At 68.5% G+C, this 15,592-nt stretch carries 10 protein-coding genes; 4 read left to right on the top strand and 6 right to left on the bottom strand.

From position 1 onward, the window contains the following. The 3 genes from ABJF88_05925 to ABJF88_05915 form a co-directional block, all read right to left on the bottom strand. Positions 1 to 1,500 carry a Mur ligase family protein gene (locus tag ABJF88_05925; GenBank protein ID MEP0546449.1) on the bottom strand — a complete coding sequence of 500 codons (1,500 nt, stop codon included), beginning with the start codon at positions 1,498 to 1,500 and terminating at the stop codon, positions 1 to 3. Positions 1,501 to 1,603: 103 nt separating this feature from the next. Then, complete coding sequence (locus tag ABJF88_05920; protein MEP0546448.1) at positions 1,604 to 2,806, bottom strand: hemolysin family protein; 1,203 nt, start codon at positions 2,804 to 2,806, stop codon at positions 1,604 to 1,606. Between the two features lie 105 nt (positions 2,807 to 2,911). Continuing rightward, positions 2,912 to 5,752 (bottom strand): Npt1/Npt2 family nucleotide transporter, encoded by a 2,841-nt coding sequence (locus ABJF88_05915; protein ID MEP0546447.1) that lies wholly within the window; start codon positions 5,750 to 5,752, stop codon positions 2,912 to 2,914. Positions 5,753 to 6,046: 294 nt separating this feature from the next. Between ABJF88_05915 and serA the strand changes: the two genes are divergently transcribed. From serA to ABJF88_05900, 3 genes are all read left to right on the top strand, one after another. Continuing rightward, positions 6,047 to 7,276, top strand: a complete 1,230-nt coding sequence (gene serA, locus ABJF88_05910) for a phosphoglycerate dehydrogenase (protein ID MEP0546446.1) — start codon at positions 6,047 to 6,049, stop codon at positions 7,274 to 7,276. A gap of 260 nt (positions 7,277 to 7,536) precedes the next feature. Continuing rightward, positions 7,537 to 9,105, top strand: coding sequence for a T9SS type A sorting domain-containing protein (locus ABJF88_05905; protein MEP0546445.1), 1,569 nt, complete (start codon positions 7,537 to 7,539; stop codon positions 9,103 to 9,105). Between the two features lie 94 nt (positions 9,106 to 9,199). Then, complete coding sequence (locus tag ABJF88_05900; protein ID MEP0546444.1) at positions 9,200 to 9,946, top strand: MOSC domain-containing protein; 747 nt, start codon at positions 9,200 to 9,202, stop codon at positions 9,944 to 9,946. A 34-nt stretch (positions 9,947 to 9,980) separates the two neighbouring features. Here ABJF88_05900 and ABJF88_05895 read toward each other — a convergent pair whose 3' ends face one another. The 3 genes from ABJF88_05895 to ABJF88_05885 all read right to left on the bottom strand — a co-directional run bounded on the left by ABJF88_05895 (position 9,981) and on the right by ABJF88_05885 (position 14,662). Further along, entirely contained in the window at positions 9,981 to 11,375 is a 1,395-nt protein-coding gene (locus ABJF88_05895) for an Npt1/Npt2 family nucleotide transporter (GenBank protein MEP0546443.1), read from the bottom strand. A gap of 132 nt (positions 11,376 to 11,507) precedes the next feature. Beyond that, positions 11,508 to 13,283, bottom strand: coding sequence for a hypothetical protein (locus ABJF88_05890; protein MEP0546442.1), 1,776 nt, complete (start codon positions 13,281 to 13,283; stop codon positions 11,508 to 11,510). Between the two features lie 47 nt (positions 13,284 to 13,330). Further along, a complete protein-coding gene (locus tag ABJF88_05885; protein ID MEP0546441.1) occupies positions 13,331 to 14,662 on the bottom strand; it encodes a BamA/TamA family outer membrane protein in 1,332 nt (443 codons plus the stop codon). Between the two features lie 466 nt (positions 14,663 to 15,128). Here ABJF88_05885 and ABJF88_05880 point away from each other — a divergent pair. Next, positions 15,129 to 15,592, top strand: a 464-nt coding sequence (locus ABJF88_05880) for a hypothetical protein (protein MEP0546440.1), incomplete at its 3' end; no start/stop codon positions are given.

Here is a 15,592-nt window from a genome sequence, read left to right as displayed (position 1 = left end):
TCAGGAGGCGACTTCCGACGCGCCCTCGCGCTCGCGCAGCGCCTCCACCAGCTTCCGGTGGAGCCCGTCGAACGAGCCGTTGCTCATCACGAGCGCCACGTCGCCGGGGCGGAGGGCGTCGAGGAGCGGGGGCAGGAGATCGGCGGCGCTGGGGAAAGAGGCGGCGGGGATGCCTTTCGACGCGATCCGCTCGGCGACGGCGTGGGCGTCGAGGAAATCAGCGGGGTTGTCGTTGTGGCGGAGCGGGGGGGCGCTGATGAACACGGCGTCGGCCTCGGCGAGCGCGGTGGTGTACGTGGCCTCGAAGACCTTGCGACGGCTGGAGTTCGAGCGCGGCTCGAAGACGGCGACGACGCGGCGCGACGGCCACCGCTCCTTCACCGCGTGGACCGTCGCGTCGACGGCCGTCGGGTGGTGGGCGAAGTCGTCGACGACGATCACGCCGTCGGCTTCGCCGAGGATCTCCTGCCGCCGCTTCATCCCCTGGAACGAGGCGAAGGCGGCGGCGATGGCATCGGGCTCGACGCCCGCGTCGAGCGCGATCGCGCACACGCCGAGCGCGTCGAACCGGTTGACCCACCCGCTCATCGGGAGGAAGATCTCCGTCAGCGGGTGACCGTTGGCGACGAGCGTGAAGCGCTGCCCGCCCTCGACGGCACGGATGTCCTGCGCCGTCACGTTGTCGTCGCCGCCTTCGAGCCCGAAGAACCGGACGCGCGCCTCGGTGTAGTCCTCGAGGGAGCGGACCTCGTGGTCGTCGCCGTTGAGCAGGAGGAGGCCGTCGGGGGGGAGGAGGGCGGCGAACTCGCGGAAGGCGGCGCGGTACTCGTCCCAGTCGGCGTAGATGTCGGCGTGGTCGAACTCCATCGAGGTCACAATCGCGCTCGTCGGACGGTAGTGCATGAACTTCGGCCGCTTGTCGAAATAAGCCGAGTCGTACTCGTCGCCCTCGACGACGAAGTGGGGGCCGGAGCCGACGGCGCACGTCGCGCCGTAGTTCGTCATCACGCCGCCGATGAAGAAGCCGGGGTCGAGGCCGGCGTGGCGGAGGACGTGGGCGAGCATGCCCGCCGTCGTCGTCTTCCCGTGCGTGCCGGCGACGACGAGGCTGCGGCGGTCGCGGAGAAAGAAGTGGGCGAGGGCCTCCGGCAGCGACATCTGCACGAGGCCGTGCTCGCGCGCGTACGTCGCCTCGGGGTGCGTCGGCACCGCCGCGTTCCCGACGACGACGAGGTCCGGCGCCGGGTCGAGGTGGGCGGGGGCGTAGCCCTCGTCGATCGTGATGCCGAGGGCGTTCAGCCGCGTGCTCATCGGGGGATAGGCGGCCTCGTCGGAGCCGCGGACCTCGTAGCCCGCTTCTACCAGGAGTTCGGCGAGGGCGCCCATCCCCTTACCGCAGATGCCGACGAGGTAGACGGAGCGGATGGCGTCCGGCGGCGGGGCCTCGGGGCGGTCGAAGATGCGGAGGGCGGCGTCGGGGAAGGAGGCGAGGTCTCGCATGGGGGCGGGGTAAGTGGGGAGCCAAAAGTACGTCCGCCGGGCGCGGGGCAGGAAGCCGAGCGCGAGGCGAGAGATCAGCCGGCCGTCGATCTATGCCGTAGATCTATTCTGCGCGGCGCGGCTCCTCGTCGGGTCGGGTCGGGGCGTCAGCGGCGGGGGGCGAGTCGTCGCTGACGGCGGTGGTGGCGGGTGGGACGCCGCCGGTGATGCCGAGCTTGACGCCGGCCTCGCGGCTCTTCATCGCGTCGGCGAGTTCCTCCTCCGGGACGTCGTCGAGCAGGCCGAGGCCGCGGGCGCGCTCCTCCCACCGCTCGCGGGCGAGGACCTGCATGTCGTGGACGGTGTCGGCCTCGTCCACGATCTCCATGCCGAGGAGGGTCTCGACCACGTCCTCCATCGTCGCGAGCCCGGCCGTCCCGCCGTACTCGTCGACGACGAGGGCGATGTGCTCCTGCCGCTCCAGCAGGCGCTCGAAGAGGCGGGGGAGCGGGAGCGACTCGGGAACGGTGAGGACATCGCGCTGGATCTTACTGACGGGCGTGTCGGCCCGGTTCTCGGCCATCGCGCGGAGGACGTCGCCGCGGAGGAGGTAGCCCGTGACGTGGTCACGGTTTTCCTCGTAGACGGGGAGCCGCGAGAAGCGGAGCTCGCGCTCGGCGACCTCGCGCACCGGCGTGTCGGCGTGGAATGCGACCATCACCGTGCGCGGCGTCATCACGTCGCGGGCCGTGAGTTCGTTGAAGCGGAGGAGGCTCTGGAGGATCTTCGACTCGCGCGGGTTGAAGACGCCCTCCTCGGCCCCGATCGTGGCGAGGGCGGCGAATTCGGCGCGGCTGACCTGGTTCTCTTTCCCGCCGCGCGCGAGGAGCCGTGTGAGCTGCTGCGAGAGCCAGACGAGGGGGAAGAGCACCCAGATCATCGGCTTGAGGAGGGTGGCGACGGGACCGGCGAGCCGCCGCCAGTACGCCGCGCCGAGCGTCTTCGGGATGATCTCGGAGAGGATGAGGATGATGAGCGTGAGCACGGCCGAGAACACGCCGAGCGCCGCGCTGCCGAAGACCTTCTCGGCCTGCACCCCCGCTCCCGCCGCGCCGAGCGTGTGGGCGAACGTGTTGAGCGTGAGGATGGCCGCGAGCGGCCGGTCGATGTCCTCTTTGAGCGCGCGGAGGCGGGCGCCCGTCGTGCTGCCCCCCGCTTCGAGCGCGGCGACGAAGCTCGGCGTGATGCTCAGGAGCACGGCCTCCATGATCGAGCACAGGAACGAGACGCCGACGGCGAGGAGGACGTAGAGGACGAGGAGGGTCATGGGGAGGGGGAAGGAGCGGAAGGTGGAAAGAAGGGAAGAAGGGAAGGGGGAAAGCGGAGTGGCGGTGGGTGCCGAAACCTCCCACTCCTCCGCTCTTACACACCCCTACCGGGCGGATCCTGTTTCCGGGTCCGGCGGGCCCGCTCCGCCGCCGAAGGCGATGCGTCGGATGCCGGAGGGGCGGAAGGGCGGGGGCGGCTCGCCGTGCATCTCCGGCGGATCGTCGGAGGGGTCGGGCGTGCAGGCCGAGCGGGCGATGGCGGCGAGCTCGTCGGGGAGCGGGGGCGGGGCCGCGTCGGCGACGGCGGCGAGGGCGCAGGCGAGGGGGCGGGGGTGGCGGTGGAGGAGGAGGTCGCGGAGGGCGGCCTGCCACGTCGGGAACGACTTCCCGGCCATCTCCTCGGCCACGCGGACGTCGCCGAGGTCGGGCGCCTCGTCGAGCAGGGGGACGAGGACGCGCTTGAACTCCCAGCCGAGCACGTTGTCGAGGAACTCGGCGGCGGAGGCGCGGAGCTCTTCGTTCTCGGTGAGGCCGAGGTAGGCGCTGTGCATGTCGGCGGAGGGGTAGCGGAGGCCGAGCATGCGGAAGACGCGCTCGAGGCTCTGCTTGCGCTCGCGGAAGAGCGCCTCGCGCACCTCGTCGGCGGCCGAGGTGCGGGCGTAGGCATCGGGCGAGCGGGCGTGGTGGAAGAGCGTGGCCTGCACCGTCGCGAGCGCGCGGACCTCGCCGAGCACGGCCACGTCGATGGCTTCCTGGTTGAAGCGGAGGCCGGGGTTCGAGGCGCGGATCTTGTTGAGCGCCTTCGCCACGTCGTAGAGGAGGGGCGCCCGCAGCCGCTCCAGGCTGAGGAGGAGGAGGTCGACGGCCGGTTGCGTAGGGAGCTCGGCCAGCATCCGGGGGATGTTGCGGCGCGTCGGCTCGGCGACGGTGTCGTCGGTGAGGTAGTCGTAGAGCGTGCCGAAGATGCGGTCGCCGTAGGCGACGAGCGCCTCGCGCGCGGCCTTCTCGTAGGGCTTGTCGGCGAGCAGGCGCAAGAGCTTCCCCACGAACAGCCGGTCGCCGGTCTTGCCGGCGGCGCGGATCGCGGCGTGGACAACCTGCGGCGAGGGGTCGTCGAGGAGGCCGCGGAGTCGGTCGTGGTAGTGCGGCCGGTCGAGCGCGCCGAGCGCTTTGACGGCCTCGACGCGCGTCTCGACCTCGGCCGTGCCGGTGTGGTCGAGGAGCGAGCTTAGCACGGTGTCGGTGATGAGCGCGCGTTCCGCCTCCGTCCCCGATTCGGCCACGACGCCGACGGCGGCGGCGCGGATGCGGATGTCGTCGTGGCGGAGCCCGGCCTTGAGCGCGGGGAGCCGGTCGTCGTCGAGCGTGCGGTAGAGGTAGCGCGCGGCTTCGAGGCGGACCTCGGCGTCGCGGTCGCGGAGGAGGTCCGCCACGGCGTCGGTGAAGCCGTCGGCGCGGCGCTCGGCGAGGGCGGCGATGACGCGGCGGCGGACGCGGGCGGCGTCGTGGCCGAGGAGCGTGCGCACGCGGCCCTCGGGGAGCACCATCCCCGCGTCGACGAGGGCGTCGATTGCGTCGAGGACGACGTGCGTGCGGGACGAGCCGAGGGCGTCGAGGAGGTCGGAGACGTTCGGGGCGGGCTCGGCTCGCGGCTCCGGGCTCGGCTCCGACGCCTCGCTCTGCGTCGGGAGCGTCTCGCGGAAGGCCTGGATGTACGACTGCCGCGCCCACGCCGCGAGCCCGATCCACACCACGAGGAGGGCGAGCACGACGACGCTGAGCGTCTGCACCGTCAGCCCGAGCGCGAGCGCGGCGAGGAGCACGACGCCCGCGAGCCCCTGCATCCCCTGGTCCACGAACACGTCGATGAACACCTTCACCTGCTTCTTCGCCGTGAGCGAGACGGGGACGAAGAGGAGCTCGCGCCCCGTCCGGTCGATCGAGTGCTTGAGGCTCTGGTCCGCCCCGCGCAGCACGGTCCCGGCAAGGAGCCCCGGCACGAAGAGCATCGCGAGGCTGCCCGCCGCGAGCGCCACCGGCAGCAGCAGGAGGGCTCCGCCGACCCCGCGCATCCGGATGATCCGGGGCGCGATGAAGAACTGGAGCGCGAGCGCGATGATGCTGACGCGGCCGTAAAACCGACCCATGAACGAGGTGAGGTCGCCCTGCACCGGGAAGGCGGCGGAGGAGACCGTCTTGAACTGGAAGTCCACGAGCGCCGTCGTCAGCACGGCAATCGCTATCACGGCGGTGATGAGCTGGAGGTGGCGCGACTCCCGCAGGATGCCGAGGATGGGCGCGTCCGTGCTGGGGGATTCCGCGTGCGGGTCGGGGCTCGGGCCGCCCGCCGCCCGCATTCGGATGAGGTTGACGAGGACGACGGTGACGGCGAGCACGCCGGCCGCGACCCACAGCAGGTTCCGCGTCCGCATCTCCACCTCCTCCACGAGGTAACCCGTGAGCTCGCCGCCGACGATCGCGCCGAGGATGGCGCCGAACGAGAGGAGCGCGAAGACCCGCTTCGCCTGCGCGGGGTCGAACACCGCCCCGGCGAGGAGCCAGTACTGCGAGGTCGCGAGCACGCTGTAGATCGAGACCCAGACGTAGAGCAGGAAGTACACCCAGTCCGCTTCGAGGTCCACGGCCCAGCGCATCGCCACGAGCGAGGCCACGAGCGCGAGCGTGGTCCCGTTGACGAGCTGGGAGAGCCGGAGCCGCCGCCCCAGCCGGCCGTAGAGCAGCGTCACCGGCACGACCGCCGCTGCGACGGCGAGGAACACGAACGGCAGCCGGTCCGGCCCGAGTTCGATGAGGAAGAGGCTGTCGCGCGCCGGCTTGAGCAGGTAGAGCGTGACGAGGAGCGCGAAGTTGTACGCGAACATCATCCCCACGAGCGCGCGCTCGCCGACGCGGAGGTCGAAGATGGTACCGGTGGGGAGTTTCATGCAGGCGTAGGGTCGCGACCCCGGAAGCTACGCGACGGAGGGCCGCGGGTTCATCCGCACCGCTCCCGCCCGCGCCGGCGCGCCCATTCCTCACCGACCCGAACAGCGCCGACCTTGCCGAGGGTTAGGGCGTCGTCTGTGGCGGGATCGGCAGGGGAGGCAGGAGGTGGGCGGGGTAGGTGCTTGTCCTCCGCATCTTCGACAAAACCTGCCGCACGAGACAGGCGGGCGACGGGACAGGGCTGCGCCGCCGGTATCTTGTCGGCCTCTCTCCCCGCCCCGTCGCCCATCCTCATGTCTGCCGTCTCGTTCGCCCACGACCGCCTCCGCGTCCTCCTCCTCGAAGGCATCCACCCCAACGCCGTCGAGGTCTTCCGGCGCGCGGGCTACACCAACATCGAGCGCGTTGAGGGGACCGTGCCCGACGGCGACCTCCCGGGCCTCCTCGGCGACGTCCACTTCCTCGGCATCCGCTCGCGGACGCAGCTCACGGCCCACGTGCTCGCGGCGGCTGAGAAGCTCGTCGCCGTCGGCGCGTTCTGCATCGGGACGAACCAGATCGACCTCGACGCGGCGGCCGAGCGGGGCGTGCCCGTCTTCAACGCGCCGTTCTCGAACACGCGGTCCGTCGCCGAACTCGTCCTCGCCGAAGCGATTCTGCTGCTCCGCGACGTGCCGGCGAAGAACGCGCTCGCCCACCGCGGCGTCTGGGCGAAGAGCGCCGCCGACGCCCATGAGATCCGCGGCAAGACGCTCGGTGTCGTCGGCTACGGCAACATCGGGTCGCAGCTCTCCGTCCTCGCCGAGGCGCTCGGCATGCGCGTCGTCTTCCACGACGTGGCGGCCAAGCTCCCGCTCGGGAACGCGAGCGCCGGGGCCAGCCTCGACGCCGTCCTCGCCGAGGCCGACGTCGTCACGCTCCACGTCCCGGAGACGCCGCAGACGCAGTGGATGATCGGGGCCGCCGAGCTCGCCCAGATGAAGCCCGGCGCCATCCTGCTGAACGCCTCGCGCGGCACCGTCGTCGACCTCAACGCCCTCGCCGACGCGCTCGACGACGGCCACCTCGGCGGCGCTGCCATCGACGTCTTTCCCACCGAGCCGCGCACGAACGCCGACCCGTTCGACTCTCCGCTTCAGCGGTTCGACAACGTGATTCTAACCCCGCACATCGGCGGCTCGACGGTCGAGGCGCAGGAGAACATCGGCGTCGAGGTGGCGGGCAAGCTCGTCCGCTACAGCGACAACGGGAGCACGATGACGGCGGTGAACTTCCCCGAGGTCTCCCTCCCGCCGCACCCCGGCCAGCACCGGCTGCTGCACGTGCACGAGAACCGGCCGGGCGTGCTGAGCGCGATCAACCGGGTGTTCTCGGAGCAGGGCGTGAACGTCTCGGGGCAGTACCTCCAGACGCGGGGCGACATCGGCTACGTGGTGATCGACGTGGACACGGCGTCGTCCGAGGCGGCGCTCGCCGCGCTCCAGAACGTGCCCGGCACGATCCGCAGCCGCTTGCTGTTCTGACGACCCGCGATGTAGCGAGCCACCGGCCCTGGCTCATCCTTCGCTCCCGCGTCTCGACGCCTCGGCAATTTCGTCATCTGCGTGTCGGGGAGGGTTACCTAGTTGCGGAGGCGGCGAGTCTGCTGTCGCGGTTCGATGCCGTGTACACCGCGTTCCCTGCCTAGCCTACAGGGAGTTGCTTCGAACGAAACACTCGAAAGGCTTTGGGGGTTATTCTCTCGGAGGCATCCCCTTCAGCGACGGTCGAAATGCGACGGCAAATGTTAAAGATTCAGGCCACGATTGCACTATTCCTCTTTTTCCTGCCCTATAGGGGATACGCTCAAAGCGACCCTCCCCAGGCATTCACCTTCTTATCCGACCAACGCGTCACAGACTGTCCCAGCGTCCGTCTTGAAGGCTTCGACTTATTGTACGGCCTTGCGACCGAACCCTCAGGTTTCGCCCTTGCGGAGGTCAGGGACGATGATTGGAACTGCGGCTCTTCGGACACCCTGGCGGCTTATATCCGGCGATACGACAGTCAGGGGGACCTCTTGGAGCAAATCCCCTTGCCGTTCTCGAGTCAAGCGGCGCTAGCCATAACCGGTGCCGAAGGGGGGTTCTATTTTGTGGCTGAGTCGGAGGGACAGGTAACTGCTTCGTGGGTAACGACGGGCGGCGAGATCGAGTGGGCCGTTGAAATCCCCGGTCTCACGCGCTCTGAAATAGACGAAGTATGGCCGCTCCGAGGGGGGGGGCTAACCCCGACCACGGAAGGCATACTCATCGGTACAGGAAGGTACTCCAGCTCCGACCCTCGCCTCTTTCACATCGGGGCTGGAGGGGCGCTCGAATGGGTGGCCAATCTAGGCGGGGTTTTCTTTTACAATTATGTTAATTCCTTGACCCCAGCCTTGATGACCCCAGACGGAGGAGCGATGCTCGTAATGGCGGTGGAAGGAGGGGCGTCCAAACTTTATGCCGTCCGAGTCGATTCCGAGGGTGGCATAGATTGGACCAGAACCTACGAACCGCCTGCTATTTGGGGGAATCCATCCCTCGATCCCTCCGTTACACGGGTTCTCTCCGATGGCCGATTCCTCGTTGTCGGATCAGAGTCTGGGCTCGGGACCGGGACAGGGAGCCCGACGAGTTGGAGGAACCTCTTTGCGCTCGTGCTCGATCCGGGCGGCTCGGTGGCTTGGTGGAACCAGACAGGTCGGCGCAGCGACGGAGAAAGACACCAGCGCGCACACAGCGCCGTACTTACTGAGGACGGGAAGGTGCGCATTGTCTCGGAGTTCCTATTGCCGCAAGAATCTCCCGCCCCCCCCGTGCACGCGGTGGAGGAGGTCCTTCTCGACCTGCAAACGAGTGGGCTCCAACGGGCTCCTACTCTGTCACCCAACTCGTCAGTACCCCGCTATTTTGGGGGCACTCGATACACTCAGACCCCCGGCGGGCCGTGGGTGTCAGCGAAACCCGATGGAAGATCTCACTGCCATCCCACATTCGGATGTGAGGGGAATCGTGAACTCCACCTCATCATGGTTGAAGAGCGGGGCGAAATTGAAACCGAAGATCCCCCTGTTCCAGAGGATGAAGATCCCCCTGTTTTGGAAGATCCTCCTGCTATGCAACTCGCCGCGTATCCGAACCCCCTGTGGAACCAAGCAACGGTCGAGGGTAAGGGAGAATTCGTCGAGGTATTCGATGTGCTGGGACGTCGGGTTTTATCGACTACCTCGCCACCGGTTGGAGCGGTCCGCATTGACTTCGGGGCTCTAGCGCCGGGTATATACATGATCCGTCGAGGTGAGGAGGCGATCTCCGTGACGGTACGTTGAAATGGTGCCATCGAGCTTCGACGCAAGCGCGCTCTGTGCGGGCTGAGCGTCCAACTGTGCTGCGGCGTACACACGCCCGTTGCGGGAAGCAACCATGGCTCTCAAACAGGACTCGCTACGGGGACGGGGCACGCATCCCTACGAAGTCGGACGGGTCGTGGCGCTGTGGCGCTACCCCGTCAAGTCGATGGGGGCCGAATCGCTGGAAACGGCGGACCTCTCCTGGCACGGCTTGGCGGGCGACCGCCGCTGGGCCTTTATCCGGGGCGGCGTGGAGCGGAGCGGGTTCCCCTGGCTGACGATCCGGGAGCGGCCGGACATGGGCCACTACCGACCTCGGTTCGCCGATCCCAGTACGCCCGACACGTCGGCCACCGTGGTGCGCTCGCCAGCCGGGCGCGACTTCGATGTCGTAGACCCGGCGCTGGCCGCCGAACTGGGCCACGACGCGCGCGTCATCAAACAGAACCGCGGCGTCTTCGACACCTTCCCCCTCTCGCTCATCACCACGCAGACGGTCGCCGGCCTGGGCGCGATGCTCGGCACCGAACTCGACGTTCAGCGGTTCCGGCCCAACCTGCTCGTCGAGGCGGCGGGCGGCGCGCCGTTCCCCGAGGACGCGTGGGTCGGGGCCGTTCTGCGGATCGGCGGCGCAACGATGCGCGTCGATAAGCGGGACCAGCGGTGCGCCGTCGTCAACGTCGATCCGGTGACGGCACGGACGGACCCCTCGACGCTGCGTGCGATCGGCCGCGAGCGGGAGGCCTGCTTGGGCGTATACGGCTCGACGGTCCAGCCGGGACGCGTCGCCGTCGGCGACCCGGTCTATCTCGAAAGGTGAACGGTCCTCGGCCGCGAGCGTCGCATCGTTCGGGTCAAGCTGCCGTCGCGGCCTCTTCGCGGGCAGCCTCGCGCTGCTCCATCTGTGCGAACTGCCGGCCGGCGTAGCGCGCGGCGAAGGCCCACACGCCGACGAGGACGACGGTGAGCAGGCTGAGCCAGCGGATCGTCGAGAAGTCGGCGAAGACGAGGGTGATGGCGAGGCTCACGCCGACGGCGACGGACTTGGCGAACCGCTGCACGAACATGTCGATGAACGCCTTCGCCTTGTACTTCTCGTCGCGCGTGGTCGGCGTGTAGAGCGCCTCGCGGGCGGACTGGTTGATCGAGTACGCGAACCCGCTGTCGGCCGTGTTCAGGAGGGATCCCGTCCACAGGATCGGCACGGCGAGGAAGCCGACGGAGCCGAAGATCATCACGGCGGGCGTGACGAGGAGCGCCGCCGTCAGCCCGAAGCGCCGCATCACGAACGTCGTCAGGAAGAGCTGGACGACGAGCGCCGTCACGTTCGAGATCGCGAAGATGGTCGCGAACTGTTGCCCGATCGCCGGCCCGTCGAGGTAGTACGCGATCGTGGACGAGAACTGGAAGTCGAGGATCGTCGAGACGATCTCGTAGATGCCGACGATCGCGACAATCGAAAGGAGGTACTTCGAGCGGAAGACGAGCCGAGCGCCTTCGAGCGCCGCGTTGGACTTCTTCGTGGCCTCCTCGCCCCGACCCGGGTCGACGCCGTCGGGCACGTCCTTATCCGTTCCAGTCTCCGGCGGCGGGTTGCGGCGGACGATCCGCCCGGCGTTCCACGCGAGCCCGATGATAGCGACGGCCATCCCGAGGCAGATCCACAGCCACGCAGAGACGGCGATCTGGTCGATGTAGACGGCGAGGAACGTCGTCCCGAACGCGCCGCCCGCCACGCCGCCGAGCACGACGAGCCCGTAGAGCCGCTTCGCCGCGCTCGGGGTGACGCTGTCGTTGAGGAAGGCGAAGAACGTCGCCACCATCAGCGTCGTCCACAGGTCGCCGAAGAGGTAGAACGTCCAGACCGTGAGGTCGGCCGGCCGGTCGATGAGGAACGCGTAGACGACGAAGGCGGCGATGAAGAACGCGGCGAAGACGTAGGTGAGCTGCTCGCGCCGGAGCCGCCGCGCCAGGAGGGTGAACGCGATCACCGCCCCGGCCGCGACGACCATGTTGAGCACCTTCGCCAGCAGCTCGGCCTGCGAGGCAAGCAACTGCATCTGGAACACACCGCTGAGCGCGAGCGCGAACCCCTCCTGGTCGTAGAACTCGATGAAGAGGCTCTTCTTGATCGGCTTGAGGATCCAGAACGAGGTGATGACGAGGAAGAAGTACCCGAACATCGAGAGCGCGAGCGGCCACTCGTCGCGCCGGATGTCGAAGAAGTCGTCCTTGATCCGTTGGAGCATGAGAGAGCCTCAGGGGGCGTGATTCCAGCGAGGTGTCATTGCGAGGAGCGCAGCGACGCGGCAATCTCCCGACGTCGAGCACCTCTCAGGAGATTGCTTCGCTACGCTCGCAATGACAGGAGTTGGGGTCCGTCACTTGCGCTCGATGCCGACGAGGCGGGCGTCGCCGGAGAGGGGGAAGTGGAGGTAGACATTCGTCGGGTCGCTCGGCTCCTGCCCGTCGCGCAGGGTGACGAGTTCGACGCGGAGCACGCGGTCGTCCTCGCTCGCGGAGGCGCGGGCGGGTTCGGGGAGGGCCGGGACGGGGACCGTCGGTGCGTCGGCGGTGCCGTCGGCTAGGCGGGTGCCACCGTGATAGACGGCGTAGCGGTAGCGGCTCGCGTCGGCGAGCTCCAGCCCGCCCGTCACGGCGAGGTCGTCGAACTCCAGCGTGAAAGCGGGCGTCGGGGCGTTCGGGGCCGTGCTCGCGGCGAAATCGAGTCGGGCGAGGACGAAGCGATCGAGCGGGTTGACCTCGCCGAACCAGTAGCGGCCGATCTCGGCCTGCCGGGCGAGCAGGGTCTGGACGAGGTACTCCTCGGCGTCGGGGTCCGTGAGCTGGCCGGTGGCGACAATCGCGCGGATGTCGGCCTCCGAAAACGCCATCACGCGCTTAGCGCCCCAGAAGCCGTCGCGGTCGGTGCGGTACTCGTAGGCGGGGTTCGGGTGGACCATCACCCAGTCCTCGGGCTCGAAGTACTTCGCCGTGAAGTAGCCAATCGAGGGGTAGAACGCGACGAGCGGCTGGAACTCGTACGGTTTCTGACGGAGCCCGAGCGTGACGGTCTGCGCGGCGATGGTGCGCGGGTCGAAGAGGTACTCTTGGCCGTGCTTGACGACGTGCGTGCCGGAGCCGTTCGCCCCGAGCGTCGAGCCCATGTCGAGGAGGTAGTGCCGGAGGTAGCGGGCTGTGTCGCCCGGCGCGCGGACATCGGTGGTGTAGACGGCGAGGGTGTTGGCGTTGCGGCGGTCGGCGTCGTTGAGCCACGAGCCGAGGACGGAGAGGCCGCGGACCTCGCGGCGGTGCTCGTGGCGGACGCGGTCGTTGGGGTCGTCGTCGCGCGTGCCGCGGAACGTCCAGACGCCCACCGGCAGGCCGTCGACGTACTTGCTCGCCATCGCGCGGACGCGGCCGTCGGCCCGGCGCGGCTGCGGGTCGAGGATCGTCGCGAGGTCGTCCTCCGTCATCAGCCGGTCCTCGCCGGCTACCGTCACCTCGGCGTCGTCGGCGAGCTCGATGAGGGCGGGGTCGAAGTAGGCGATGGAGTTCTGGGGGACGAAGTAGCCGGCGGCGTAGTAGATCTTCGTCGAGATCACTTCGGCGGAGCTCGTCAGCTCGGGGAAGTTCGGGCCGTCGAACTTGATGATGTAGCGGTCGCCGCGCGCGTCTTCGATCGTGAACCCCTTCGTCTTCCCCTCGCTCTTGCCGGCGATGACGGTCCACGGCCGCTCGGTGTCGGGGCCGTCGTTGACCCCGCCGGAGCGGGGCAGGCTGTTGGGGCCGCGCTGCAGCTCCTCCGTCGACATCGGGAAGTAGAAGTGCCGCTGCGTGAACCACGACGAGTTGGGCACCTCGTCGAGCGTGTTCACGTTCTGCGCCTGCTTCGGCCCGACGAACCCGAGGCCCTGCCCGAGCTTGCGGAACGTCCAGTTGAGGTTCAGCGGCTTCTCGACCTGGTAGAAGAACGTGCGGTCGATGGGGTCCCAGTACTGGTTCTCGCGGGCGTCGGCCGGCCGGGGGATGTCGAGGTTGTCCGGGTCGAAGGTCTTGACGGGGCCGGTGGTATACGGCTTCGTGCTCGCGCAGCCGGCGAGGAGCGCCGGGGCGAACACGAGGGCCAGCAGGAGGAAGGGAGAGGGGAAGCGCATGGGGGCGGGGCGGCGGGGAAGGCTGGGGTCACGCATCACGGGGGTGCTCAAAACGTCGTCCCGATCTGGGCGAGGAGTCGGACGCCCTCGGGACTGTACGCCACCTCGAGCCGCCCGGCCACGCTGCTCCGGCCGTAGACGCGGAGCCCGGCCCCGACGTCGTGGTGGAAGTCGGCGGGGTCGATCTCGTCGTAGCGTTGGAAGACCTGGCCGGTGTCGTAGAACACGACGGCGTCGAGGATGTCGAACACGGGGTAGCGGTACTCGACGGTGGCGAAGAGGGAGCCCTCGTCGCGGAAGCGGTCGTTGGCGTAGCCGCGGAGGTCGTCGGGGCCACCGAGCGTGGCGATCTCGTAGAACGGGACGAGGTCGCCGTTGGGCGGGTGGGTTTTCTCGTAGCGCACGCGGAAGGCGAGGCGGCGGTCGAAGGCGAGGAAGGGGACGGGGGCGAACTGCCGCCACTCGGCGGAGAGGCGGTGGTAGGCGAACTCCCGGTCGCCGAGGTCCTGCCCGTAGCGGTAGCCGAAGAGGAAGACGGAGCCGGCGTAGGTCCGCTCGGCAGCGAGTCCGGCCGCGCGGCTGAAGTCAAAGATGACGTGGCCTCCGGCGGAGACCATATCAGCCGAGCCGCGCCCGACGACACCGACGGGGAAGGGCGTGCCGCCGTCGTCGACGATCTCGACGTGCTTGTACTCGGTGGAGAAGTCGACGCTGAAGGGGCCAAAGATGGGGACGGTAACGGCGGCCTCGCCGCGCCCGATCCGGGAGGCGTACTCGATCTGATTCCCTTCCGGGGTGTCGTTGCCGCGCTCGTAGAACCGCTCGTCGCCGTCGCTGTCGTAGCTGGCGCTGAGTCGGAAGCGGAGCGCGCTGCCGAAGAGGGCGGGGTCCTGGAACCGGCCGAAGACGGAGTAGGTGGAGGGGGCCTCGAACCCGTAGCGTCCGCCGACGCGGGCGTGGCGGCCGGTCCCGAACACGTCGTTGTGGAAGACGGAGCCGCCGAGCGTCAGTCCGTCGCGCCCGCCGAAGCCGATGGTCGGGGTGAAGCCGTAGGGCGGCGGCTCCGGCCCGAGGTAGCGCCGCTGGAGGCGGTCGATCGCCCCGCTGTACTCGGCGTAGAGCACGGCCGAGCGGAAGACGTAGGCGACGCCGCTCCAGACCGTCGCCGGGAGCGCGAGGAGGTGTTCGCCGACGGTCGTCTCGGTCTCGTACGGGACGCGGTTCGGGTCGGGGGCGTGGTTGGCCTCCTCGTCCGTTTCGGGCTCCAGCACGGGGCCGGCCACAGAGTCGGCGGGGACGGGGTACTGCGCGCGGGCGGCGGGCGCGGCGGCGAGGAGGGCCACGGCGAGCAGCAGCACGCACGGGAGGGGGAAGCGCATACGAAGGGAAAAGGGAGAGAAGGAGCGGCCGGAGGTGGGGTCGGCACGCGCTCGGCTCCAACGCGATGCGGCGGCGCGGGTTCGCTCATCGCCCCTTCAGCCGCGCGGACGGCGGGGAAGGTCACGAAGATTTCGGAATCGGCGGTCCCGCGGGAGCCGGTCGGTTAGGGATCGCGCGCGGCGGTTACGGCGTCGGGATGAAGAGGTCGGCGGGGAGGCCGGACGAGACGACGGGGGCCTCAGCGGCGGTCTGCCACGGGAGCTCCGGCCACCACGGCGCGGCGGGGGCGTCGAGAAGAATGTTCGGTCAGAGGAGCCGCTGTCCGATAAAATAGGTTAGGATCTCCTGGTGCAATCAGCAGGGAATTGCGTAAATTCAAGGAAAGTGCTATTTAGCTCCTTGCTTGATAGTGATGTTATAAGCGGAATGATCCCTTAACTCATCTCTTGTCCCGCGAAGCTTAACATGGTTACTGCCGACGAGGTAAACAGACTTTGTGATTGGGCAGTCTCAGATGATTTCAATGCTCAAACTCCAGATGACTTGAGCGCATCTGCGTTGGTCAAGAAAGGCGGACAAGGCGCAGTCTTTAGCGGCACCTATGCGGGTCAGGCTGCTGCGGTCAAGGTCTACTACCCAGGGCAGCTTTACAAGCGTGTCGAGCGTGAGATCGACGCACTGGCTTCGCTCGACTGTCCCTCCATTGTAAATCTTTACTGGTCAGGAACAGTCGAATACGACGGTGAGGCCATTCCTGTGACTTCGACAGAGTTTATTACAGGGAGCGATCTAAGAGACTGTTTGGGGAACGGCTCAGTGGAAGCCTATGGGCGCCCGTCGGCGTCTGGAAGAGCCCTGATTCGCTCACCAGACGCCCGGACCCATGCGCTCGCAACGCTACGGCTCCGACCTGACGGACGCCCAGTGGG

The organism is Rhodothermales bacterium (genome assembly GCA_039944855.1).
GTDB lineage: Bacteria > Bacteroidota > Rhodothermia > Rhodothermales > JANQRZ01 > JBBSMX01.
Note: the sequence above shows the minus strand (reverse complement) of the source record. Positions and strands in the feature narration are given on the sequence as shown.

What these genes read in the sequence shown, in the direction of transcription:
- ABJF88_05885 (MEP0546441.1), bottom strand. Translation starts at nt 14,662, where the DNA reads ATGCGCTTCCCCCTCCCGTGCGTGCTGCTGCTCGCCGTGGCCCTCCTC.
- serA (MEP0546446.1), top strand. Translation starts at nt 6,047, where the DNA reads ATGTCTGCCGTCTCGTTCGCCCACGACCGCCTCCGCGTCCTCCTCCTC.
- ABJF88_05915 (MEP0546447.1), bottom strand. Translation starts at nt 5,752, where the DNA reads ATGAAACTCCCCACCGGTACCATCTTCGACCTCCGCGTCGGCGAGCGC.
- ABJF88_05920 (MEP0546448.1), bottom strand. Translation starts at nt 2,806, where the DNA reads ATGACCCTCCTCGTCCTCTACGTCCTCCTCGCCGTCGGCGTCTCGTTC.
- ABJF88_05890 (MEP0546442.1), bottom strand. Translation starts at nt 13,283, where the DNA reads ATGCGCTTCCCCTCTCCCTTCCTCCTGCTGGCCCTCGTGTTCGCCCCG.
- ABJF88_05895 (MEP0546443.1), bottom strand. Translation starts at nt 11,375, where the DNA reads ATGCTCCAACGGATCAAGGACGACTTCTTCGACATCCGGCGCGACGAG.
- ABJF88_05925 (MEP0546449.1), bottom strand. Translation starts at nt 1,500, where the DNA reads ATGCGAGACCTCGCCTCCTTCCCCGACGCCGCCCTCCGCATCTTCGAC.
- ABJF88_05900 (MEP0546444.1), top strand. Translation starts at nt 9,200, where the DNA reads ATGGCTCTCAAACAGGACTCGCTACGGGGACGGGGCACGCATCCCTAC.
- ABJF88_05905 (MEP0546445.1), top strand. Translation starts at nt 7,537, where the DNA reads ATGTTAAAGATTCAGGCCACGATTGCACTATTCCTCTTTTTCCTGCCC.